The sequence below is a fragment of the Bacterioplanoides pacificum genome (assembly GCF_042648445.1).
GTDB classification, from domain to species: domain Bacteria; phylum Pseudomonadota; class Gammaproteobacteria; order Pseudomonadales; family Oceanobacteraceae; genus Bacterioplanoides; species Bacterioplanoides pacificum.
Genome location: NZ_JBHRYB010000013.1, coordinates 427,585 through 449,586, shown reverse-complemented (window position 1 = coordinate 449,586; position 22,002 = coordinate 427,585). Strand labels below are relative to the sequence as shown.

22 protein-coding genes are annotated in these 22,002 nt (G+C 51.6%); 12 read left to right on the top strand and 10 right to left on the bottom strand.

Features of this window, described 5'->3' with window-relative positions:
• Positions 1-4: 4 nt before the first annotated feature.
• Positions 5-382 (bottom strand): DUF1289 domain-containing protein, encoded by a 378-nt coding sequence (locus tag ACFOMG_RS13315; protein WP_376867264.1) that lies wholly within the window; start codon positions 380-382, stop codon positions 5-7.
• Positions 383-528: 146 nt separating this feature from the next.
• Positions 529-738 carry a cold-shock protein gene (locus tag ACFOMG_RS13310; RefSeq protein ID WP_376867262.1) on the bottom strand — a complete coding sequence of 70 codons (210 nt, stop codon included), beginning with the start codon at positions 736-738 and terminating at the stop codon, positions 529-531.
• A gap of 413 nt (positions 739-1,151) precedes the next feature.
• Here ACFOMG_RS13310 and ACFOMG_RS13305 point away from each other — a divergent pair, with 413 nt between their 5' ends.
• Complete coding sequence (locus ACFOMG_RS13305; RefSeq protein WP_376867260.1) at positions 1,152-2,036, top strand: class I SAM-dependent methyltransferase; 885 nt, start codon at positions 1,152-1,154, stop codon at positions 2,034-2,036.
• Here ACFOMG_RS13305 and ACFOMG_RS13300 read toward each other — a convergent pair.
• Positions 2,027-3,004 (bottom strand): bile acid:sodium symporter family protein, encoded by a 978-nt coding sequence (locus ACFOMG_RS13300; RefSeq protein WP_376867258.1) that lies wholly within the window; start codon positions 3,002-3,004, stop codon positions 2,027-2,029. The genes ACFOMG_RS13305 and ACFOMG_RS13300 overlap by 10 nt on opposite strands.
• Positions 3,005-3,076: 72 nt before the next feature.
• On the opposite strand from ACFOMG_RS13300, the gene ACFOMG_RS13295 reads away from it, so the two are divergent.
• The 6 genes from ACFOMG_RS13295 (at position 3,077) to ACFOMG_RS13270 (ending at position 8,821) form a co-directional block, all read left to right on the top strand.
• Positions 3,077-3,748 (top strand): flavin reductase family protein, encoded by a 672-nt coding sequence (locus ACFOMG_RS13295; RefSeq protein ID WP_376867256.1) that lies wholly within the window; start codon positions 3,077-3,079, stop codon positions 3,746-3,748.
• Positions 3,749-3,940: 192 nt separating this feature from the next.
• Positions 3,941-5,107, top strand: a complete 1,167-nt coding sequence (locus ACFOMG_RS13290) for an acyl-CoA desaturase (protein WP_376867254.1) — start codon at positions 3,941-3,943, stop codon at positions 5,105-5,107.
• Positions 5,108-5,144: 37 nt separating this feature from the next.
• Entirely contained in the window at positions 5,145-6,395 is a 1,251-nt protein-coding gene (locus tag ACFOMG_RS13285) for an oxygenase MpaB family protein (protein ID WP_376867252.1), read from the top strand.
• 8 nt (positions 6,396-6,403) lie between these two features.
• Positions 6,404-6,706 (top strand): hypothetical protein, encoded by a 303-nt coding sequence (locus tag ACFOMG_RS13280; protein ID WP_376867251.1) that lies wholly within the window; start codon positions 6,404-6,406, stop codon positions 6,704-6,706.
• Between the two features lie 33 nt (positions 6,707-6,739).
• Positions 6,740-7,549, top strand: coding sequence for an outer membrane lipoprotein-sorting protein (locus ACFOMG_RS13275; RefSeq protein ID WP_376867249.1), 810 nt, complete (start codon positions 6,740-6,742; stop codon positions 7,547-7,549).
• A gap of 21 nt (positions 7,550-7,570) precedes the next feature.
• A complete protein-coding gene (locus ACFOMG_RS13270) occupies positions 7,571-8,821 on the top strand; it encodes a hypothetical protein (RefSeq protein ID WP_376867245.1) in 1,251 nt (416 codons plus the stop codon).
• Between the two features lie 49 nt (positions 8,822-8,870).
• Here the strand turns inward: ACFOMG_RS13270 and ACFOMG_RS13265 are convergent, their stop codons facing one another.
• Positions 8,871-10,094 carry a hypothetical protein gene (locus ACFOMG_RS13265; protein ID WP_376867242.1) on the bottom strand — a complete coding sequence of 408 codons (1,224 nt, stop codon included), beginning with the start codon at positions 10,092-10,094 and terminating at the stop codon, positions 8,871-8,873.
• A 29-nt stretch (positions 10,095-10,123) separates the two neighbouring features.
• Positions 10,124-11,164: a DUF6892 domain-containing protein gene (locus ACFOMG_RS13260; protein ID WP_376867240.1), complete on the bottom strand. Its 1,041-nt coding sequence runs from the start codon at positions 11,162-11,164 to the stop codon at positions 10,124-10,126.
• 289 nt (positions 11,165-11,453) lie between these two features.
• Here ACFOMG_RS13260 and ACFOMG_RS13255 point away from each other — a divergent pair, with 289 nt between their 5' ends.
• The 3 genes from ACFOMG_RS13255 (at position 11,454) to ACFOMG_RS13245 (ending at position 13,262) form a co-directional block, all read left to right on the top strand.
• Positions 11,454-12,125 carry an SDR family oxidoreductase gene (locus ACFOMG_RS13255; RefSeq protein ID WP_376867239.1) on the top strand — a complete coding sequence of 224 codons (672 nt, stop codon included), beginning with the start codon at positions 11,454-11,456 and terminating at the stop codon, positions 12,123-12,125.
• Between the two features lie 82 nt (positions 12,126-12,207).
• On the top strand, positions 12,208-12,567 hold the full coding sequence (locus ACFOMG_RS13250) for a hypothetical protein (protein ID WP_376867237.1): 360 nt from the start codon (positions 12,208-12,210) through the stop codon (positions 12,565-12,567).
• 29 nt (positions 12,568-12,596) lie between these two features.
• Entirely contained in the window at positions 12,597-13,262 is a 666-nt protein-coding gene (locus ACFOMG_RS13245; RefSeq protein ID WP_376867236.1) for a hypothetical protein, read from the top strand.
• Positions 13,263-13,270: 8 nt separating this feature from the next.
• Here ACFOMG_RS13245 and ACFOMG_RS13240 read toward each other — a convergent pair whose 3' ends face one another.
• Positions 13,271-14,176, bottom strand: coding sequence for a LysR family transcriptional regulator (locus tag ACFOMG_RS13240; protein ID WP_376867234.1), 906 nt, complete (start codon positions 14,174-14,176; stop codon positions 13,271-13,273).
• Between the two features lie 116 nt (positions 14,177-14,292).
• Here ACFOMG_RS13240 and ACFOMG_RS13235 point away from each other — a divergent pair, with 116 nt between their 5' ends.
• Positions 14,293-15,066, top strand: a complete 774-nt coding sequence (locus ACFOMG_RS13235) for a glutathione binding-like protein (protein ID WP_376867233.1) — start codon at positions 14,293-14,295, stop codon at positions 15,064-15,066.
• On the opposite strand, the gene ACFOMG_RS13230 is transcribed toward ACFOMG_RS13235, so the two are convergent.
• From ACFOMG_RS13230 to ACFOMG_RS13215, 4 genes are all read right to left on the bottom strand, one after another.
• Complete coding sequence (locus ACFOMG_RS13230) at positions 15,026-18,184, bottom strand: efflux RND transporter permease subunit (RefSeq protein WP_376867232.1); 3,159 nt, start codon at positions 18,182-18,184, stop codon at positions 15,026-15,028. The genes ACFOMG_RS13235 and ACFOMG_RS13230 overlap by 41 nt on opposite strands.
• A gap of 1 nt (position 18,185) precedes the next feature.
• Positions 18,186-19,586 (bottom strand): efflux RND transporter periplasmic adaptor subunit, encoded by a 1,401-nt coding sequence (locus ACFOMG_RS13225; RefSeq protein ID WP_376867231.1) that lies wholly within the window; start codon positions 19,584-19,586, stop codon positions 18,186-18,188.
• A complete protein-coding gene (locus ACFOMG_RS13220) occupies positions 19,583-20,230 on the bottom strand; it encodes a TetR/AcrR family transcriptional regulator (RefSeq protein ID WP_376867229.1) in 648 nt (215 codons plus the stop codon). Before ACFOMG_RS13220 ends, ACFOMG_RS13225 begins: the two co-directional genes overlap by 4 nt.
• A gap of 110 nt (positions 20,231-20,340) precedes the next feature.
• Positions 20,341-20,754 (bottom strand): hypothetical protein, encoded by a 414-nt coding sequence (locus ACFOMG_RS13215; protein WP_376867227.1) that lies wholly within the window; start codon positions 20,752-20,754, stop codon positions 20,341-20,343.
• Positions 20,755-20,846: 92 nt separating this feature from the next.
• Here ACFOMG_RS13215 and ACFOMG_RS13210 point away from each other — a divergent pair, with 92 nt between their 5' ends.
• Entirely contained in the window at positions 20,847-21,962 is a 1,116-nt protein-coding gene (locus ACFOMG_RS13210; RefSeq protein WP_376867226.1) for a hypothetical protein, read from the top strand.
• Positions 21,963-22,002 lie beyond the last annotated feature (40 nt).

Here is a 22,002-nt window from a genome sequence, read left to right as displayed (position 1 = left end):
GTTGTCAGAATAAGTCGTACTGATCTTTGGGTTCGCTGGCTGTTGTGACGACGCTTCCGGACGCATTCTGAGGGCTGCTTTCTTCGTGTGTCGCAGGCGGGGTTACGCTGCTGATATCCGATGTATCCGTTGCTGTAAACAGATCCAGTTGCGGAATATCGCTCTCTTCGGTCTTATGCTGAGTGGTTTGGCATTCAGCCTGGCGCATCGCCGCCAGTGCTTTTACCCGCCGCCGTTCACACAGGTTGACGATCAGCTGCTTCTGAAACGGCGTGAACTCGTTCCAGTGAAAACGCTCCTCGCGTTTGCGCAGGCATCCTTTGCAATACCCTTTGTTATTGACTTCGCATACTCCACGGCAGGGATTTGCGATGTCAAACATTTCACCCTGGTCAATCATAAGGCGCACTTAATCCGTCAGACATTCTGTCAGACTAACAGCTTAACGATAAATTACGAGTGCCTGAACGGCGGAGATCAAAGAAGGGGGGGAGGTGGCCAGCAGTAAGCACTGCTGGCACGGAAGTCTTATTCAGGCGTAACGTTTTCAGCCTGAGGACCTTTCTGGCCCTGGGTCACTTCCATAGTCACTTTCTGGCCTTCAGCCAGAGAACGGCGACCGGAGCCATTGATAGCGCTGAAGTGAACAAATACGTCTTTACCAGCTTCCTGCTCGATAAAACCGAAACCTTTCTCATCGTTAAACCATTTAACGGTGCCTTGAACTAATTCTGCCATTTTTCTTTCCTAGCGTTGTGCCAACTTACTTGGCTTGGTGTTGTGCCAAATAATTTTGGCCGGTATTACATTTGGCATTTGTGTTGATACAAGCATCAGCCTGAGTCGAAACAAATCCTGGGTTATCGACCAGTATCCTGTATCACGTTCGCCAGCATCAGGTTTGCCTGACTTTTCGGGACAAAATATAGAGCACTCGCCAATAGCTGCTCAGTAAACAACCAAGCAGAGCCATAGTAGCCTACTTATCTGAGCCGACCAAGCATTTATTAGCAATAATGCCGATATATTTTCGAACGGAGAGAATATTGGTCTCTGATTAAGGTTTGTAACCGCTAATTGTGTCATTCCGGTTACTTTTTGCCCGCATTTGGCCGACAATGCGCCGCTTTGTTACACGAGTGGGTTTTGTTGTGTTCAACCACATTCACTGGCCAGCAGACGATCAGGCACAACGGCTGTTTCATGGCCGAGGTCATGCGTATCCGGGCTACGAACATGTCAATATTGACTGGTATGCGCCGCTGGTACTGATCACCTTGTATCGCCCGGCCGATGATCTCTGGCTGCAGCAGCTGGTGGCCGAATTACGCCGGCACATTCCCCGGGCGACACAGATTGTTGCTCAGCAGCGTTATCTGCGGGATGGTCCGTTTGTCTGGTTAGCTGGCGCAGCAACCGAACGTCTGGTGTTACAGGAGCAGGGGTTGAAATACTGGCTGACGCTGGGGCAACAGCAGAATACCGGCATTTTTCTTGATATGGCGAATGGCCGGCGCTGGTTGCAACAGTGCAGTCGGGGAAAACGGGTCCTGAACCTGTTTGCTTATACCTGTGCCTTTTCCGTTGCGGCGCATGCCGGTGGCGCCAGTAAAATTGTCAACATTGATATGAGTAAGGCATCCCTGGCGGCGGGCCGGAACAATCACCGGCTGAATAATCAGGATCTCGACCGGGTTATCTTTGAAGGGGTGGATATTTTTAAATCGTTCGGTCGGATTAAAAAACACGGTCCTTATGATCTGGTGGTCTGTGACCCACCAACCTTCCAGAAGGGCAGTGTTAATATCGAACGCGATTACGGCAAAATATTGCGCCGCCTGCCCCAGTTCTGCAGCCCGGGGGCAGAGCTGTTGTTGTGTCTGAATTCTCCGGATCTGGATGAAACCTTCCTGCAGCAACAGGTGGCAGAACATTGTCCGGATTGTCAGTTTATTCGGCGAATCGACAACCCGGATGTGTTCGTTGAAGCCCAGTCCGGCAAAGGTCTGAAAGCGCTGCTTTACCGTTATGGCTGATGCTGATCCGGGCTGTATGACTGTACCTGAGCTGTTTTAGCGTGCTGTAGCTGGCGGATACGACGCTGGGTTTGCCATTTCCAGAAGGCCGCCAGTAACGATCCGCTGATATTATGCCAGACGCTGAACAATGCGCCGGGCAGCGCCGCCAGTGGGCCATAAAACTTCAGTGCCAGGGCAACTCCCAGGCCGGAGTTCTGCATACCGACTTCCAGAGCGATAGTGCGGGCCTCCACTTCGGTGTGTCCGTTCCAGCGGGCAATCAGGTAACCCCCTGCCAGCCCCAGCAGGTTGTGTAAGATCACGGCCAGTGCCGCAGTGCTTCCCAGCGTGGCAATTTCGTCGGCGTTCAGCGCAACAATAATGGCCACTACGATCAGGATCGCACCACTGGCCAGGTCGGGCAGGTAGCTATTCAGATGTTTACCGAGTTGCGGGACATAATGGTTGGCAAATAAACCCAGCGCGACCGGCAGAATGACAATTTTGGCGATGCTGAAAATCATCGCCTGAATATCGACCACAATTTCAGCTCCGGCGTAAAACCACACCAGATAGGGAGTGATCACCACACTCCATAACGTCGACATCAGGGTCATGCTGACCGATAACGCTACATCACCTCCAGCCAGGTAGGTCATCACATTGGAGGCTGTGCCTCCGGCGCAGGCCCCTACCAGAATCAGGCCAATCGTCAGTTGTTGTGATAATCCCAACAGCATTGCCAGCGCCCAGGCAATCAGCGGCATCAGCAGAAACTGCAACATCACACCGGTAGCGATGGGTTTGGGTTTGTTCAGTACGCGGCGGAAGTCGGCCAGCCGCAGGGTCAGTCCCATGCAAAACATAATCACCATCAACAGCGGCACAATGGCATCTTTCCAGCCTAATAACGGCTGCGGCTGGTACCAGGCCAGAGCGCTGACCGCCAGTGCCAGAAACGGAAAAAATCGACTGATGGAAAACATAAAAAGCCTGTGGGTAGCCGTGTCGTGCCGGCGTTATATCGGCTTTTTAACCGGATTACCAGCCGCAGGCGGTTGAACGAGAAGGATACCGTCGTCATAGTAACGGCCCGTTTTCTGATGGAGGATGCCGCTGTGCAGCTCGATTTTTCCGCTTTATCAGCCTCTGAAATATATCATTGTCTGGTGCAGACCGTGTTGCCACGTCCGGTCGCCTGGATTCTGACCCGCCAGCAAAATGGCAAACACAACCTGGCGCCTTTTTCTTTTTTTGCCCCGGTCTGTTCCAATCCACCGACCCTGGTGGTGTCCATTGGCAACAAGTCGGCGCACCTGAGCAAAGATACTTTCGCCAATCTGAAGCGTGATCCGTCTTGTGTGCTGCATATTGCATCAATGGAACAGCTGCAGCCACTGAACAGCAGTGCGGCGACCTTATCGGATCAGGAAAGTGAGGTTGAACAGCTGGGACTTGAGGTGGTGAACTTTGGTGAAGCCGGTCTGGGTCGTATCAAAGGAAGCCCGGTGGCGTTTGAATGTTGTTTGCAGCAGGTGGTTGAGCTGGGTGATGGGCCGCAGCATGTGGTATTTCTGGAGATTAAGCGTGCCTGGCTGGATGAGCAGGTCGCAGCAAAAATCAACGGCCGGCTTAAAGTCTCGGCTGCAGACCTGAATCCGGTGGCACGCCTTGGGGGTACCGAATACGCGGCGTTGGGCGAGGTGGTATCTTTGCCGCGGCCGGAATAACCGGACTTAAAATGCCGTTTTAAGAATAGCAGCAGTGTATTTTTTTCATTAATTATCCGTCGGACGCCTTACCAGGCGGCGGCTGGTTAAAAAAGCAGCGGACTAATTGGTAATCAGTGATCTGCCTCATGCCTGAAAGGACATAATCAGGTATGATTCCCGTTTGCCCAATTGCAGTGATTGAGAAACTGAATGAACAATAATAACGTCAAACCAGCCAGCGAGTCGCAAGCTGAACAGGCACCGGTGAACTGGGTCCCGGTTTTAATGTTTTCCATTACCACCCTGGTATCTGTTATCGCTGTTCCCTGGTATGCGATTGCCCAGGGTTTTGAAACGTCAGCCTGGGTGGCCTGTGTTGTCATTACCTGGATGACAGGAATGGCGATTACCGGTGGTTATCACCGTTTATGGTCACACAATGCCTATCAGGCGCACTGGAGTTTGCGCATCTGGTATGCGCTCTGGGGGGCGATGGCGTTCCAGAACAGTATTTTGTCCTGGAGTTCCGGCCACCGGGTGCATCACCGTTATTGTGACGATATTGAACGCGACCCGTATTCTGCCAAACGTGGCTTATGGTTCTCACATATGGGCTGGATGTTGCGCAAATACAAAAGCGGTGAGGTCAACTTCGATAACGTGAAGAACCTGATGAAAGACCCGATTGTGATGTGGCAGCACAAATATTACGTTCCCATCGCCCTGGGGATGAATATTGGGGTTCCGCTGTTGTTGGGTATTCTGACCGATGACATTCTGGGCATGTTATTACTGGCCGGTTTCCTGCGCATTGTGCTGGCTCATCACATTACCTTTTTTATCAACTCCATCGTACATAAATGGGGCTCGCAACCTTACACCGACAGCAATACCGCCCGTGATAACGCGTTATTTGCCTTTCTGACCCACGGTGAGGGATATCATAATTACCATCACATCTTCCAGAACGATTATCGTAACGGTATCCGCTGGTTTCACTGGGATCCGACCAAGTGGTTTATTAAAGCCTGTTCCTGGGTCGGGCTGACCTGGGATCTGAAAGTGGTGCCGGACTTTAAGATTCAGCGCGCGCGACTGAATATGCAGTTTAAGCAGGCGCAGGAGAAACTGGCGCGTGCCAAGGACCCGGCCAAGCTGGAGTTGTGGACCGCACAGCTGGAAAAAGAATACGACGAGTTTAAACAGATGCTGAATGCCTGGACCGAATTGCAGGCTCATAAATATGAAGAAACCAAACGCTCGCTGGCGGAAAAGTGGGAAAAAGCCGCTTTGCGCACCCGTTATAAAGAGCTGGAATATTCGCTGAAGATGCAGCAGGAACGTCTGCGGCTACTGACGGCTCAGTTCGCAGGCTGAAGCGTCGCAAGGTTTCTGAGGCCGTAATGAGTTGCTGATGGCTCCTGTTGCTGATATTCCTGCCCGGTTTGTATATGAACAACAAAAAAAGACCTTTCGTGCCCGAAAAATCCGGGCCGGGTTTAAGTTGTTATTTGGTCACTCACCGGCACCTGATGAAGCGTTAATCCGCCAGTTTGGTGCTGCTTATATGCAGGCCGACAGTATTGGGGATGACGTCGCGGAAGAATTATTTGTTCAGCGAAAACCGGCTCAGGGAATGGCATTGTTAAATCGGGGATTGCAGCAGGGGGCAGCTTCTTTAGTTGCCCCGGACGGCACTCCGGAAGCGCCGCAACTGTATCAGTTGTTATACCGTGCTGAACAGAAGCCGGAATGGCTGGATGACGCCAGACTGGAGCTGGCCTGTAAAACCATACATCGTTGTGGCCGGCATGCCATGTATGCGCTGGGGGATCTGGCGTTGTTAGGTGGTTATGCCAATTCGGATATTGCCAAGCCGCTGGCGTTTACCGGCGCATTAAATGGCAACAGCTCGTTTGATCGGGTGTCGGAAACCACCTCGTTCTGGTTTGATGTCACCACACCGGGTGGTTTGGCGCTGCATGGCAAAGGTTATAATTCAGCGATCCGGGTTCGTATTATGCATGCCCTGGTGCGCCGGCGATTATTACAACATCCCGATTGGAACTCTGCTGAGTGGGGGCTGCCGATTAATCAGGGAGACGCTTTAGCCACCAATGTCGCTTTTTCGATGCTGATGATACTGGGCTGTAAAATGTTGGGCTGGCGTTTCAGCGATGAAGAAATTGAAGCCGTGTTACACCTGTGGCGTTACAGTGGTTACCTGATGGGAGACAAGGATCAGTTGTTGCCACAGACCAAAGCGGAAGGGGTCGACTGGCTGTATATGGTGGCCGTTTCTGCCCGGATTAATCCCGATCATGACAGTCTGGAACTGGCGGACTCTTATCTGCAAGCATTTCGTGACGTGGCCGGTTCAGCGTTTTACCGGTTTTTTGTCTATTGGCTGCACCGGATATATTCCGGTTTCTTTATTCCCGCGGATATCCGCAAGGCATTAAAGCTGCCCAGCACCTATGGCCTTAAGCTGTTACCGGCATTACAGGCTCCGGTTATTTTTACACTGGATACGCTGAGTCGCCGCTGGCTCTGGCTGGATCGGTGGTTGCGTCGTCATGGACGGGCCGGGCAGGCTTATATTGTCGCCAGCCGGTTACAGGGGCGGGAAGTGGATTTTCAGGATAAACAAACGCTGACCCGCTGACAGTGGCGATGGCTCCCGAGCACCATGGCGGTATGGAAAAACCGGGCGACTGGGTGGTAACACATCACAAAGTCCTGCTGCCGGTAACCGCTGTTATCATGCTGGCGTTTTCAGCGTTCCACATGAATGCCGATATGGGCATCGCGACGGCATTAATTAGTTTTGTCGCCTTGCTGGTGGATTTTTTATTTTTACCCGCCTTCCTGCTGCTGGTGGATAAACGACAGCTGTCTGTCAGAGACGTTGATGGTGCAGCTAATCATCGCAGAGTAGCAGTGGCGATGAATCAGGCAACAAATCATAGCCAGTGAATGCAATTACAGGGATAACAGAAGGTACCGATTATGATATTCAATAAAACCGTTAAAATTCTCGCCGGTTCTGTCTTAATGACGCTGGCCGGGTTCAGTCAGGCGCTGGATCTGAGTGGCAAAACACCGCAGGAACAGGGACTGGCCATTGCCGAGGAGCGGAAAACCCGTGACCTGGGCTGGGGTGACTCCCAGTCCGCTGTCATCATGACGCTGCGTAATGCACAGGGCGAGGAAAGTGTGCGTGAAATGCGTATGAAAAGCCTTGAAGTGACGGATGATGGTGACAAGGGGCTGACTATTTTTGATCAGCCACGGGATGTAAAAGGCACTGCTTTTCTCAGTTTTTCACACGTTGATAAGGCGGATGACCAGTGGTTGTATTTGCCGGCCTTAAAGCGGGTTAAACGTATATCCTCGCGTAATAAATCGGGCCCCTTTATGGGCAGTGAGTTTTCTTATGAAGATTTAAGTTCATTTGAACTGGAAAAGTATCAGTTCCAGCTGTTAGGTGAAGAATCACTGAATGGCCAGGACTGTTATAAAATTGAACAGATTCCAACAGATAAATATTCCGGCTACACGCGCCAGGTTGTGTGGCTGGATAAAGCTGAGTTCCGGGCTCAGAAAATTGATTTTTACGATCGTAAAAAGTCACTGCTTAAAACCCTGACCTTCGCTCAATACCAGCAGTATCTTGATCAGTACTGGCGTCCGATGGCGATGACGATGGTGAATCACCAGACCAGAAAAAGCACCGATCTGAAAACACTGAGTCTGGAGTTTAAAACCGGTCTGAAAGATTCTGACTTTAATAAAGCGACGTTGAAACGTGCCCGTTAAGTGTTAACAACAGGACGAGTTATGCAACAGCTTAAACTATGGTTACTGCCGGCACTGTTCAGTGCCGCAACCAGTCAGGCACTGGACGGTGTGGAATTCAGCGGTAATGCCGGAGCGGAATGGCGTGAATTTCTCAATGCCGGACAATTTAATAGCGCGGATGACGATCAGGCCCGGCACCAGTTCAGTGCCAGTATCGAGCCTGAGCTGGCCTGGCAATCAGAAAGTGGCCAGCATATTGTGGTGTTCAGAGCGTTTGGCCGCTGGGACAGCGAAGATGACGAACGCAGTCACGCGGATATCCGTGAAGCGTCCTGGTTAACCTATGGTGACAGCTGGGAATTAAAAGCCGGTATCAGCAAGGTATTCTGGGGTGTTACGGAATCTCAGCATCTGGTGGATATTGTTAACCAGACAGACTTTGTTGAAGCACCGGACGGCGAAGATAAACTGGGTCAGCCGATGCTGAAGTTATCTCTGGTGCAGTCCTGGGGATTATTGGATGCTTTTATTTTACCGGGTTTCCGCGAGCGTACTTTTGCCGGTAACGACGGACGTTTCCGCTTTGCTGTGGATATTGCCGAAGATGATGCTTTGTATCAGTCGGATAAGGAAGATCGCCACATCGATCTGGCATTGCGCTGGGCACACACACTGGATGATTATGATGTCGGATTGACGTATTTCCGCGGCACCAGTCGAGATCCGCTGTTTGTTCCTCAGTTTGCCGGTGCTTCGCCTCAGCCGGTAGCACTGGCTCCCTTGTATGTGCTGATAGATCAGTTTGGTCTCGATGTTCAGGCGACGCTGGACTCCTGGTTATGGAAACTGGAAACCATTTACCGCACCTTTGATGACAGCATCGGAACGGACTATGCCGCAATCGATGTTGAAGATTACAGTGCAGCGACCGGTGGTTTTGAATATACCTTTTACGGTATCGCCGAAACCGATTGGGATTTAGGTGCGCTGGCTGAATACCAGTATGACTCACGCGATGACGCTGCACTGGCTTTAGGACAAAATGATCTGTTTGTTGGCGGCCGGCTGGCACTGAATGATGCCGACTCAAGTGAGGTCTTGTTTGGTATCAGTCAGGATCTGGATGATCAGGCTACCCGGAGTGTGCTGCTGGAAGCGGAAACCCGCCTGGGGGACAGCATGAAGCTGAATGTTGAAGGGTTATTGTTCCATTCATCGGCGGATGACAATCTCAGTTATCAGTTGCGTCAGGACGATTATATTCAGTTGTCGCTGTATTATTATTACTGAGCGACACAGGCGCTGAGCGGCGTTAATACGTCATCAGCGCCTGTCACGGTTATTCGGTCGCCGGCTTCAGCGCCAGGATCAGACAGGGGGGCTGGCGGTTATTTTCTATCACACTGGGAAAACACAGGCTGGTTTCTGTTTTCCTCAGTTGCTGCTTATTAAAATACGGATGTGTTAAGGCATCGGCACTTTGCTGCCAATGATAGAGCTGATTAAACATCATCAGTTTTATATCGAAGTCGTGCAGTCTGGCGAGGTACTGATCAAAGTCGGCTGAAATGCCAACCAGTACATGGCCGGCATAATTTCTCAGCATCGAACTGCGGGCTTTGCCCGGAGGCTCATGTCGAACGGCGGCGGCAAATTCGTTCGGGGGTAATAACGACAGACGCTGCAACCGGTACAACCCGGGAGTGATCGCATTCACAGACATATTGGGTTTAAAAACAATCCGCACCAGCCAGCCTGGCAACTCACCCTGCTCATCAAAGAAGTCCGGGCGCTTATCCAGTTGGCGGAATAAACGATAAGACAACATAAATTCACGTGCGATGATATCACTGAAGCTTTTTTCGGCCTGAGTTAACCGACTCAGCCGATGGCTGCGTCGTCCGCTTTGCGCCAATATAACACTGTGCAGATCGAGGATATCGTTCAGCCAGGATAACATCAGCATTTTGCCAATTACGGTATCCTGTAACGCCATGGCGCGGCGAATCTGACGGAATTGTTGTGTCAGCTTATCCTCTGCCACCACAACGGCACCTTGCTGGTAGGCCTGGATGGCCTCAATCAGAGCCAGCCGGGCGGCGTGGTTTAAATAACGGTAAGGTACAAACTCCTCCGCAGCGTCGGGCAGAGTCTGAGTGGTGTATTCGTTAAATGTTAAAAAATGGCGGAAACGGTTAAGCAGTAGCGAATGTTGTGTTAACAGGCCGTTGTTATCGTGAGTTAATAAATACTCCAGGCACTGCGGCTGGCTGAAGCGGCAAAACGGTTCCCCTTCGGGAAGGAGCAGTGGGGGCTGAGCGGAGTTTTCCTGCCCCTCAGCGGTTGTCTGTGACAGCGCCAGAAACCGTTGTTCACCAACGGTTTTCGGATCATTCCCGGCCTGGGCCGAAAAACCCAAAGCATAATAATAAGCGTTACTAGAGGGCGGATTTTGTTGCTGTAACAGCAGCTGTTTGGCTTCTGGTGTGAGCTCATCATCCAGCTGGGTTAAGCTGGCGATGGCAACCAGTGCGATACTAAAAAATACTACAAGTCGTTTCATAACCGCTCGTTCCCTGGTCGGTTTGTTGTTCAGTTCAGCACGATATTCCTGGCCTGCAGCTGTGTGGCAATCGCCGCAGGTATATGTTCCAGCAGTCCGTTAACCGATTCCAGCTGTGGCAGTGCTAATAATATTTCATAGTCGGTAAATGCCAGGCCATCGGCATAAATATGGCGCAGTTTTTTCAGTGTTCGCAGCGGTGTTAGTGATACACCGTCACAGCCGCAAGTCAGATAGAGGGTTTCCAGATTAATGCAATGTCCGATTCCTGTTAATGAAGACACATCAAACTCCTGGCCTTCACCATCCCAATAATTAAAGCAATAACAATAAATATCATCACTGAAGTCGACAGATACGGAGGTCAGTCGGGCTAATAAAGCGTCAGTCAGCGGGTAATGGCTGAGGTAATCCAATACCGGTTGTACTAAACCAAAAGGCAGATCGTCAGTATCCATTGGCCGACCGTAAACAAAATCGGTCAGCTGTTGGCGGTCCGCCAGGTTAATTAATTGTCGCTGGTTCAGCTCACCCAGTACTGCCAGTTTAAAGTTAGGGTCGGCGAAAAAATGACAGGCCTGTGTGTCTGCCGGGGGATAGATGTGTGCCTCGGGCTCAAGTTGCTGAGTGTTATCCGGGTAACAGGCGTTGGGATTGTCCAGCGTGATGGCGATCAGCTGCTGGTTGCGGCAGCGGATTTCTAGGCGGTTGCCGTCTTCCAGTGGTGTGTTGTAACTCAGAATTCCAAATTGCTCCAGTTCGGCATCGGGTGTTAGTGTCAGTTGAGGGTAGATTGCCTGAGCCTGTTCCAGTGACATACCGGGCGACAACTGTTGCATCTGCAGCTTGGGTGAATTGGCATTGCAGTCGAGATAAGCCAATAATCCCTGCTGATCAAAACGTAAACCAACCGGCAGTCCGTTACTGCGTAATACCCAACCCTGATCGCGCGGTTTTATCGTTGTCCAGCGTTGACCAAACAACGCTTTGACATCGGCCAGTGGGGTGCCCAGCGGCAGCCGGATAAGACTTTTGGTTAACGATTTATTGCTGGGAGACGGTTTGCTCATGATATTCCGGACGTTGGCTGTTTTATTGTTTGGATTATCACTACCTTATCACAAGCTGCTCCGGCAAATAACGGCCATGGCCGTTGAAGTGTGGAACTGTGAAGCCGTACGGATCAGGGCTTGTACCAGCAGGCGGGTCAGGTTATGTGTGGCTGTGGTCATCTGAAGCTCTCTGGTGGTTTCTATGCCGTTACTGTGTGTTGCACTTGTGTCACTGGCCATTACTTTCATTCCCCGGCGATTGCATTACTATGGTGGCCACCGAAACAAATGAAAAGGCTGATCAAGCATGGCAAACGTAGTGATTACCGGTGCTAACCGGGGAATTGGTCTGGAGCTGGCGAAGTTGTTTGCTGCCCGGGGTGATAAGGTAACAGCTGTGTGCCGGGAAAGCAGTGCCGAGCTGGACGATATCGCCGATCAGATTGTCAGCGGTATTGATGTCAGCGATGAAACCGCCGTTGCCGGCCTGCAAACTATGCTGGCAGAGTTACTGGATGGCCCGCTGGATATACTGGTCAATAATGCCGGCATCTTTCTGAACGAAACGCTCGATGATATGGATCTCGACAGTATTCGCCGCCAGCTGGAAATTAATACTCTGGCACCACTGAACATGGTTCACAGCCTGTTACCACTGCTGACAGAGGGCAGTAAAATTGCCAATATTACCAGTCGTATGGGGTCGGTCGCTGATAATACCTCCGGTGCTTATTATGGTTACCGTGCGTCAAAAGCGGCGCTGAACGCGGTTGGTAAAAGTCTGGCGATGGATCTGAAGCCGGAAGGTATTGCGGTTGCTCAGCTGCACCCCGGATTTGTTCAAACCCGGATGGTCGGTTTTAACGGCGATATTACTCCGGCAGAAGCCGCGGCCGGTTTATTAGCACGGATCGACGAGTTAACGCTGGATAACAGCGGTGGCTTCTGGCACTCCAACGGTCAGTTATTACCCTGGTAAAACCAGGCTGGCCAAAAATACAACGTTAGCAATTTAACCTGCTAACGATCTCAGTTACGCAACACAACCGAACAGGATGGTTATGGCTAACCAACGAATTATTAAAAAGCGTCACACCAATTATCTGGGTGATTTTCTGCTGGATGTCAGCCAGGACGAAAGCTGGAAAAACAAACTGCAACAGCTGACCATTGAAGGCAAACTGGATACCGCAGAAGATGGTTTTCCGGCGTATTTTACCGACAGCTTTCCAGAAACCGTGGGTATGCAATTGCATTATTGTATCGAACGGGTAAATCTCGACGATGTGCCGCGCGAAGCCGCCTGCTGGTGGCCGGTGGATGAATCAACACATTATTATGTGGCGTATCCGGCACAGTTCCCGAGCGCCGCTATCTACCTGGCCATTGATTTTGATGACCACAGCGAATGTTGCGGTTAATTGTTTAATGCTAAAACGGAATGCCATCGATGACTGATGTTCAAACGTTATCTTTTGCAGGATTAAAACAACGCTTACGCGAACAAGGTAACGGTTTTGATCAGCGGCATTCCACGCGTTTGCACCGGGCGCTGAGCTGGCTCCAGGCGGCAGAGCACCAGGCTGATGATGCGGATATGCAGTTTATTTCGGCCTGGATCGGTTTTTCTGCCTGTCGGGTAGCTGCGGATGACTCCGGCTCGTTAGCTGAACAGGCTGATTTTGTTCATTTTGTTGAGCAACTGGTGGCCCTCGATCATGACGAAAAAATATATCACTGTCTGTGGCATCAGTATTCCGGGCCGGTAAAGGCCCTAATCAAAAATCCTTATGTGTTTGCCCCTTTCTGGCAGGCATTACGTGAGGAACAGGGAGATAGCCGGTGGCAGTTATTGTTTAACCGCTCGTCGGTGGATGCATTAAATTATTTAAGCCGCAAAAAGGTAGCACCGTTATTAGGCATCGTGCTGGATCGGTTACAGGTATTACATAATCAGGTCGTCGGTGGTGGTGCCACTTACCGCAGCAAAATTAACCGGCAACAGGTGGAAGACGGTGCTGCGCTGATGATGACTCTGTTGCCGATTATGATTGATATTATCCTGGATGCAGCAGACCACGACTGGGGCGAGCTGGCCTATCCGGTGGTGAATTAAACGGTTTGTTATAACTCTGCGAATACCGCACTCAGCCAGCTGAATAACTGCTGATAGCGCTTTTCTTTATGATCATTGGGTTTGGTGATCAGATAAAAATGTTCCCCGCTGCTGAAGCGTTTTTCCGAATGTGCCTGCAAAACGCCGCTGCGTAACTCCTGGTTTGAGGTCGGGAAGCTGGCCAGCATAATACCTAATCCGGCCTTGGCTGCTTCGATGGCAGTCTCATAACTATCAAACATCAGTTGCTGACGGGCGGTAATGGTATAGCCCTGTGATTGCTCCAGCCGTTGCCAGTCGTTGGTAACGCGGCGGGCGTGGATCAGGGTCTGGTGTTGCCAGTGCTGACGACAGGTTAACGGATGTTGTCGCCAATACTCCGGGCTGGCGACCATGGCAACCTGAGCGTCACTGATGACCCGGGCGTGATGTTCGGGCCAGGGTGGTGTGCCAAAACGAATCGCGGCATCCAGCGTGTTGGCCTGCAGATTCTGATTGCGCGAACTGGTGTGAATTTCCAGCGGGATGCCGCTGTGCTCCATAAAATCTGCCAGGCGCGGAATAATGATGCGGTTGGCGACGTAGTCGGTCATGCTGATTCGAATCTGAGGGGACAGAAACTGTTCTGCAAACCCTTGCCAGCCCTGCTGATAATGTCCCAGGCTGTGAGCTGCAAAACTAAAAAACTCTTCGCCCGCCTGACTGAGTTGCAGTTCCTTGCCCTGACGGCTGAATAAACTCAGACCAATCCTTTGCTCCAGACTTTTAATTTGCTGACTGATGGCAGACGGCGTGACATTCAGTTGTTGTGCGGCAGCACGGAAGCTGCCCAGTTGTGCGGCGGCAACAAAAGCCGGCAGGTACTGAATAGGAGGGGCCTGCGGTGGCGCTGAAGGTTGTTTGTTATATGCCATTTGCCGGGCTTTTGATTAGAAAATCTTAATTATTGGTCAGATATTATCGTTTGAATGGTTTTTCTATCAAGTCAAAAATGGCTACGGATTAGTAATTCTTATTCTTTGGGGAAGTTATGGCAGTTAACTATATTGGCCTGTCACAGGCACAAGCGGCCACCGGTGTACGTATGATTGTGCCACAGGGGGTTCCCAGTCCATGGAGTGAAGCGGCCAAGGCACTGTTATGGTTACGCGCTATTCCCTGGCAGGCGGTTTACCTGGATCAGCGTGATGACGATATGGCGCGCTGGAGTGGCCGACGCAGTGCACCGGTATTGTTTTATAACCAACAAGCGCCGCTTTATCGCTGGCACGATATTGTGGCTTTTACTCAGCAGCACGGTAGTGGCCAGTCGTTAGTCCCGGATGAGCCACAGCAACAGCAGCAGGTTATGGCCTGGTGTCAGCGTTTGTGTGATGCCCGGGGGCTGGGCTGGAATCGCCGGTTAATCGGGGTCGATAAAGGTTTAAAGGGAGAAGCCGGCGGTTATCCTGAATTTATAGCCCGCTACCTGGGGAAAAAATATGGTTACGACGCTGCTCAGGCACATCGCTATCAGCCCGCGGTGATTGCTGAGTTGCAGGCACTGGCACAACAGTTACGGCAACAGAAGTCTCAGGGCAGCCCGTTTCTGGTGGGCACAAGGCTGACCATTGCTGATATTTATCTGGCCTGTTTTATGGCGTTTTTTAAACCTTATGATGATTCCGTGTGTGCCATGTCGCCGGTTTTACGGACGGTGTTTGAAACCCTGGATACACCACTGGAAAAAGCGCTTGAGCCAATCCTGCTGGCTCATCGCGACTTTATTTATCAGCAGTTTCTTGAGTTGCCTCTGACGTTGTAACCGCTGTGCTCTGCAGGTCCTGCAAAATGGTATACAGGCAGGGCAATACGATCAGAATCAGCAGGGTGGAAATTAACAAACCAAAACTGATGCTGATCACCAGCGGAATTAATACCTGGGCCTGTAAGCTGGTTTCAAATAACAGCGGTAACATACCGGCGACGGTGGTGGAGGTGGTTAATACGATGGCCCGCAAACGATCCTGGCTGGCCTGACGGGCTGCGTCGGCCAGGCTGGCGCCGTTGCGGCGGTGATATTTGACGAACTCCACCAATAAAATGGCGTTGTTTACCACAATCCCCGCCAGTGATACAAAACCCACCATGCTGGGCATTGCCAGGTTCTGGCCCATGATTAAATGCCCGGCAACCACACCAATCAGTGCCAGCGGAATGGATAACATCACAATTACCGGCTCAGCATAACTGCGGAACTGAAAACTTAATAAAATAAAAACACCTAATAAACCGAGTAATAATCCCGACTGTAACGATTGCTGAGTTTCCCGGGCATTGTTCATCTCCCCCTGAATATCAATCTGCAGTTGCGGGAATTGTTGTAGCAGTTGTGGCAAAAACTGTTGTTGAGTATCCAGCATCACTTCGTTGGTATTGGCCTGTAATTTATTCACCGAGCCTAAGACGGTAATTGTGTCGCGATTATTAATTCGGTGAATCCGCGAAACATCCCGTTGCCACTGAATGTCGGCTAGGGTTGCCAGCGGGATCAGCTGAATCTTACCGTTTGCCTGTTGCAGCTGAATCGGAAAATCCCGCAGCTGGTCAAACGATTGTTGTTTATTCAGTTGCACGGTAATTTCCAGATTATCGGCACTGTTCAGCAGCCCGGGGAACGCCGGGTGAATATCACGGTACACTTCATCAACCACAATACCGGCATAGGCGCTGCGCAGCTGTTCTGCCACGCTGGCGGCGTCAATATTCAGCGCCCGTGCCTGGGGTTTAAAGTGCAGGCTGATTTGTGGCTTACCGGGGCGATAGTCGTCCAGGATGTTATAAACCCCGTTATAACGTTTTAACCAGTGTTGCAGTTGTTGTGAGGCCTGTGCCAGTTGTGGCCGCGCTAACCCCGACAGGCGGATTTCGATGGCGCGTCCGGCAGGCCCTAAACTGGGTTCGGTTAAAATTAACTGGCTGGCGTACGGCATATCGGGCAACGCCTGTTGCCAATGACTGATCAGCTGGTCGATGCTGGTGTTACGCTGGTCGGCTGTTAATAAATCCAGGCTGATGGTGGCCAGGTGCGGGCCGTTATCAAACGCGTCGGCATTGTCACTGAAACGCACACTGGTGTGACGTAACAGAGGTTGTTGTTCCTGTGGTTGTAATTGATGCAGAGCCTGCTGCAGGGCGATCAGAATGCTATCCACTTGTTGTTCTGTGCTGGTCAGCGGTGTACCGGCCGGCATAATCAGGCGGGCTTCCAGTACATCACCATCCATTTCCGGCAGGGCATTAAATTTCAGTATGCCGGAAGCAATCAGGCTGATGCTGATAAAAAAACACGCCAGAGTGATACCAATCACCGCATAGCGATAATGAATCGCTGTGGTTAATAATACGCCGAGACGGTTTTTCTGCCGTTCGAACCACTGATTAACAGCTTGTTGTAACGGGTTAACATTTTGCTGCGCTGATTGATGTTGCAGGCTGTGATACAGGTGCGCCGGCAAAATAAGAAACGCTTCAATCAGGCTGATGCTGATCACAATTAATAACACCAGCGGGACCACTCTTAACACCTGGCCTAAATTACCTTCCAGACCCAGGATGGCGCCAAAGACACACACTGTGGTAAGAAATGAAGCGATAACCCCGCGGGCAACTTTATTGACTCCCCGGCTAACCGCCTGCAGTGGCGGCTGACCTGCTTGCCGCTGGGAAGCAATGCTTTCGGCAATGACAATGGCGTCGTCCATCAGAATGCCAAGTGCCAGTAACAGGGCGACCATACTCATCATATTGATGGTGATACCAAACTGCACCAGCACAAACATGGCGGCCAGAAAGCTGACCGGTAACCCCATAATGACCCAGAAGCTGTAACGTAAACCAAAAAATAATAATAACGTCAGAAATACCAGTACCAGACCCTGCCAGGCATTGCTGAGCAACATCTTCAGCCGGTCGTTGACTATGGTGGTGAAATCCTGAGTTAACGAAAATTTCACCCCGCCCGGCAGGTGTAACCCGGTGGTAAATTCTTCAACCGCCTGCAGTACACTGAGACTGTCGTCTTCGGTGTTTTTTAACACCCGTAATAAAGCGGCGCGCTGATTATCAAACGTGACGTATTGTTCTTCTTTTTCAAAACCAAAATAAATATCTGCCAGTTCACCGAGGTGAATTTCTGCGCCCTGAGCATTACTGAACAGCGTCAGCCGGGCCAGCTGTTGTGGAGTTTGTTGCTGGTCGATAAAACGTAATTCATAGTTTTTCCCGGCGCTGGTTAAATCTCCCAGTGGGACGTCAACATTCTGTTTTTTCAGCACAGCGGCAATTTGCTGCAGGCTGATCTGATACTGGCGTAATTTCTCGGGCCGCACACTGACAATCAGCTGGCGCTGGCTGAAGCCCGACAGTTCTACCAGCGGAATCCCCGGATGTTGTTGCATACGGGCTTTGATCAGCTCAGCCAGGTCCTTGAGTTCGCTGGCCGGAAAATCAGGGTCGCTGACGGTTAATGCCAGGGTGACGACCGGGGCAGTGCGACCCGCTTCTGAAATAATGGGGGTTTTGGAGCGTTGCGGAAAATTATCAATTTTATCGATGGCGGCGCGTACGTCATCGAGGAAGTCGTCAAAGTTTCCCTGTTGTTGCATTTTTAATGTCATCAGGCCGCTGTTTGCCCGGGCATCACAGCGTTTTTCATCGAGGTAACTGATGCCATTGGTGGCGTTTTCCAGCGGTAAACAAATGCCCTGCAACACCTCCTCGGGACCGGCGCCCGGATAGGCGATTCTGATCTGTACTTCGTAACTTTTTACTTCCGGAAAGGTTTCCCGGCTCAGCTGTGGCAGGCTGAATAATCCCAGGGCCAGCAACGCCAGCATCAGCAGGTTGGCGGCGGTTGGGTGACCGGCAAATAAACGCAACATATTATTGTTCCCCGGCCTGTTGCAGCGCCATGCCATCCAGCGCCGGTGTCAGATCGTTCAGCACCAGCTGAGCATCCTGCTGGCGGGCATCGGCCAGTGCCTGCGGCAACAACAATGCCTGATTGTCGGTCAGTAGTGCCGGCGTTATGGCCTGTTTCAGCAGGCGGTGACTGAGGTGATGATGATTGCTTTGCGGATAAGCCAGATAAATCGTGTGTGTTGGTGCCGCCGCTGACTGAGCGTGCTGGTGCAGGGCCGACAACGGAATTGCGATCAGCGGACGACGGCTGGCCAGCAGTTCTGCCCGTACCGGAAAACCACTTAACAGCGGTGGCCGCTGGCCCGGGATAATACCGTCGTAGGGCTGGTTAACACGCAAGACCACCGCCAGGGTATGGCTGCCGGCGGTCAGACTTTCGCGCACACTGACCACCTCGGCCTGCCAGGACTGATCCGGGGTCAGAGGTAAACTGATACGGGCGCTCAGGCCTGCCTGTTGTAATGCTTGTTGCAGGTTGTGTGATTGCGGCAGTGGTGTTTGTGGTGAACTGAATGCCAGGGCAAAAAACGGCCGTAATTTATCCAGTGAAAACTGTGCTTCAACTTCCACCTGGTCGCTGGCAATGGCACTGAATAACAGCTGGCCCTGTTTTTTAAAGGCATCCGGGTCGGCATCCAGTTGCTGGATGCGGCCATTAAACGGCATGCTGATACTGGTGCGTTCAATATTCCGCTGTTGCAGTGCAATGCTGGCAGCGGCCGCTTGATCCTGAGCCTTCAGGCTGTTAATACGGCTGGGTAAGGTATCAAGCTGTTGCTGCAGCGATTGTTGCTCCTGCTGCAGATTCAGTAATTTTTGCCGCTCGGCATCCAACTGTGACGCTGCTAATGATTGTTGTTGTGCCAGATTTTGTTTGCGCTGTAATTCCTGTCGCGCGAGCTGCAGTTTGCTGGCGCTGAGCTGTAGCAAAGCCTGCAGGTTTTTTTGATTGCTGTTCAGCTCCTGTAACTGCGCGGCAATGATGTGTTGTTGCGCTTTAGCCTGAGCCAGTGCCAGACGGTAATCGGTATCATCCAGCCGGATTAATACTTCGTGTTGCTGAAACTGGGCACCGGCAACCAGGTTGGGATGTACCCAAAGGATACGGGCCGCCACTTCGGCCACCTGATGTAACTGCCGTGCCGCACTGACCACACCATAACCGGATACCGACGGCGCCAGCTGGCTGGTTGTCAGTGGTTGCAGGGCAACGGAGACCGCGATTTCTTGTGGTGGTTGTTGCTCCGGTCCGGGGGCCAGAGTTTTGGCGATAATTAATATCAACAGTCCGCCGACGGCCAGTAATGGCAACGCCAGCCTGGAGCTGAGCCAGCCAGCCGTTGTTTCATTTCCGGGTGTCATGCTGTTTCTCCGCCGGGGGCGAGCCCCTGAGTTAATACCAGAGTCAGGTGGTGTTTCCATTCGTCGCTGACGATGGTGTTGCGATCAATGTTCAGCACCTGTGACATCACAGGCTCAGCCAGTAACGGAAAAACCACCAGGCTCATCAGACTGGCCACCATATAACCGGGGTTCAGATCGGCACGTAACACTCCCTGACGGATCAGTTGCTGAAATAACGCCAGCAAACCCTGTTTCAGGCGATCAGGAATGGCCTGCATAAAACCGTTACGTAATGCCGACTGCTGGCTTAACACTTCATCCTGTAACAGCCGCACCAGCCAGGGCTCGGAGGCCATCAGCTCAACCAGATTATCGACCAGCAAGCCGATGGCCTGGTCTGGCTGCGCCTGAATGCGCAGGCCCAGCTGTTGCAGCCGTTGCTGGCGCTGTTCGCCGCTGTGTTGCAGCAGATCGAGGAATAAGCCTTCTTTGCTGCCAAAGTAATAACTCACCATCGCCGATTGAGTACCGGCTTGCTGAGCCAGCTCACGGATACTGATAGAGCGATAAGGCTTCTGTTCCAGCAGCTGTTGGGCTGCCAGGCGTAGCGCCTGTTTGCTGGCTTGCTGACGAGCCGGATCTCTGGGTCTGCCGCGTGACATAACGATCTTTTCTTATTGGTTAATCAGTTGATTAATAAAATAGGCGTTAGCTGCTGCAAAGGCAATCATTATTTGTTTTCCGCTCCCCGGTGTGCCGTTACCCGCTGGCTTCAGCGACCCAGCAGCTGGCGGTAAAAGGTACTGACCAGATCAGCATAGTCGCGCACTAATGCGGCGCGGTTTATCAGGCTTTGCTGAAACAAGCTGTTATTGGGGTAGTGGTTGGCGGTAATAGCACTGTAGCTTTGTAATACCGGTAATGCCTGATCGAGGTGGCGTTTCTGACGGGCCAGGTTGGCGTGTTGTTGTGTAACCTCTGCGGGATAGTTCTGCTGCAACTGCTGCAGCGCAATTTTATGGTTCAGCAACAGCAGCAGCTGATCGGAATGAGTGTTGTGGCCGGAGTGCTCGGCGTGGTTTTTTTCTGCGTCGTTTTCTCCGGCGTCGCTGGGCGTGGTTGCCGGAACGTCTGCGGCCACGACAGGCGACAGCAGGATCAGGGCGAACAGGGTTAATCGTTTCATGGCGGCAACCGGTGTTATTTTTTCTCAGTGTACTGACAGATATTGTCAGTCACAATCCATATACTGGCGCGATAACAGGATGGAGAACAGCGATGGCTGAGGCATTAAAAGATCAGTACGGCCCGGAAGTGGTTGACTGGCTGGCGCAACAGATCTGCCAGGTTTATCCGGCATTTAATGCGTCACAATATCGTCAGGCGGTGTTGCCCGGGTTTGACTCGCTGGAATTAATGGCGCGTGGTAAACACATGGCGCAACAGCTGCACCATTTTTTGCCACATGATTACCCGCGGGCAATGGATATTCTGGTGCGCTCCATGGGAGTGAAATTACAGGACAGCCGCAGTTTCAGTATGTCGGCATTTTATTATCTGCCGCACAGCTTTTATATCAGTGAATTCGGGCTGGATGATTTTGAACCGTCCATGGCAGCCATGTACCAACTGACGCAACGTTTTACGGCAGAATTCTGTATCCGGCCATTTCTGCTGCGTTATCCACAACAAACCCTGGCACGCTTGCACCAATGGCTGACGGATCCGAATGAGCACGTGCGGCGGTTGGTATCGGAAGGGACACGGCCACGGCTACCCTGGGGAATGGCATTAAAACCGTTTAAGCAGGACCCGGCTGCGGTGTTACCTTTGCTGGAACAATTAAAAGACGACGAGTCTTTGTATGTCCGTCGTTCGGTCGCCAATAATCTCAACGATATTGGTAAAGATAACCTGGCAATATTATGTGACGTTTGCCGGCGCTGGTTAACGGATGCTGATGACAACCGCCGCTGGCTGATTAATCATGCATTACGCTCGGCCATTAAACGGGCAGAGCCGGAAGCTCTGGCGGTGTTAGGTTATGGTCGCGATATCGATGTGGCGATCGACGCAGTGTCTATCAGTCCGCAGCAGGCACGCCGGGGAGACCAGCTGACGCTGCAGTTTTGTCTGACGAATCGGGCGGCTGCAGCACAGCCACTGCTGGTGGATCTGGTCGTCGATTATGTCAAGGCTAATGGCCGTATAGGGGCAAAAGTGTTTAAGTTAAAAACACTGCAGCTGGATGGCGGTGAAAGCGTGCTGCTTAGCAAACGTGTATCGCTGAAAAATATGTCCACCCGTAAACATTATGCTGGCCGCCATGTTGTGCATGTGTTGATTAATGGTGTGTCATCGGAACTGGGTCAGTTTCAGCTGCAGATCGATTGAGTTAACATGGTTGTCAATAAATCCCGGTGGCAGGTAACAG

What these genes read in the sequence shown, in the direction of transcription:
- ACFOMG_RS13315 (WP_376867264.1), bottom strand. Translation starts at nt 382, where the DNA reads ATGTTTGACATCGCAAATCCCTGCCGTGGAGTATGCGAAGTCAATAAC.
- ACFOMG_RS13255 (WP_376867239.1), top strand. Translation starts at nt 11,454, where the DNA reads ATGGCAAACGTAGTGATTACCGGTGCTAACCGGGGAATTGGTCTGGAG.
- ACFOMG_RS13285 (WP_376867252.1), top strand. Translation starts at nt 5,145, where the DNA reads ATGGCTCCTGTTGCTGATATTCCTGCCCGGTTTGTATATGAACAACAA.
- ACFOMG_RS13290 (WP_376867254.1), top strand. Translation starts at nt 3,941, where the DNA reads ATGAACAATAATAACGTCAAACCAGCCAGCGAGTCGCAAGCTGAACAG.
- ACFOMG_RS13225 (WP_376867231.1), bottom strand. Translation starts at nt 19,586, where the DNA reads ATGACACCCGGAAATGAAACAACGGCTGGCTGGCTCAGCTCCAGGCTG.
- ACFOMG_RS13275 (WP_376867249.1), top strand. Translation starts at nt 6,740, where the DNA reads ATGATATTCAATAAAACCGTTAAAATTCTCGCCGGTTCTGTCTTAATG.
- ACFOMG_RS13280 (WP_376867251.1), top strand. Translation starts at nt 6,404, where the DNA reads ATGGCTCCCGAGCACCATGGCGGTATGGAAAAACCGGGCGACTGGGTG.
- ACFOMG_RS13240 (WP_376867234.1), bottom strand. Translation starts at nt 14,176, where the DNA reads ATGGCATATAACAAACAACCTTCAGCGCCACCGCAGGCCCCTCCTATT.
- ACFOMG_RS13245 (WP_376867236.1), top strand. Translation starts at nt 12,597, where the DNA reads ATGACTGATGTTCAAACGTTATCTTTTGCAGGATTAAAACAACGCTTA.
- ACFOMG_RS13310 (WP_376867262.1), bottom strand. Translation starts at nt 738, where the DNA reads ATGGCAGAATTAGTTCAAGGCACCGTTAAATGGTTTAACGATGAGAAA.
- ACFOMG_RS13230 (WP_376867232.1), bottom strand. Translation starts at nt 18,184, where the DNA reads ATGTTGCGTTTATTTGCCGGTCACCCAACCGCCGCCAACCTGCTGATG.
- ACFOMG_RS13210 (WP_376867226.1), top strand. Translation starts at nt 20,847, where the DNA reads ATGGCTGAGGCATTAAAAGATCAGTACGGCCCGGAAGTGGTTGACTGG.
- ACFOMG_RS13220 (WP_376867229.1), bottom strand. Translation starts at nt 20,230, where the DNA reads ATGTCACGCGGCAGACCCAGAGATCCGGCTCGTCAGCAAGCCAGCAAA.
- ACFOMG_RS13260 (WP_376867240.1), bottom strand. Translation starts at nt 11,164, where the DNA reads ATGAGCAAACCGTCTCCCAGCAATAAATCGTTAACCAAAAGTCTTATC.
- ACFOMG_RS13250 (WP_376867237.1), top strand. Translation starts at nt 12,208, where the DNA reads ATGGCTAACCAACGAATTATTAAAAAGCGTCACACCAATTATCTGGGT.
- ACFOMG_RS13265 (WP_376867242.1), bottom strand. Translation starts at nt 10,094, where the DNA reads ATGAAACGACTTGTAGTATTTTTTAGTATCGCACTGGTTGCCATCGCC.
- ACFOMG_RS13235 (WP_376867233.1), top strand. Translation starts at nt 14,293, where the DNA reads ATGGCAGTTAACTATATTGGCCTGTCACAGGCACAAGCGGCCACCGGT.
- ACFOMG_RS13270 (WP_376867245.1), top strand. Translation starts at nt 7,571, where the DNA reads ATGCAACAGCTTAAACTATGGTTACTGCCGGCACTGTTCAGTGCCGCA.
- ACFOMG_RS13300 (WP_376867258.1), bottom strand. Translation starts at nt 3,004, where the DNA reads ATGTTTTCCATCAGTCGATTTTTTCCGTTTCTGGCACTGGCGGTCAGC.
- ACFOMG_RS13215 (WP_376867227.1), bottom strand. Translation starts at nt 20,754, where the DNA reads ATGAAACGATTAACCCTGTTCGCCCTGATCCTGCTGTCGCCTGTCGTG.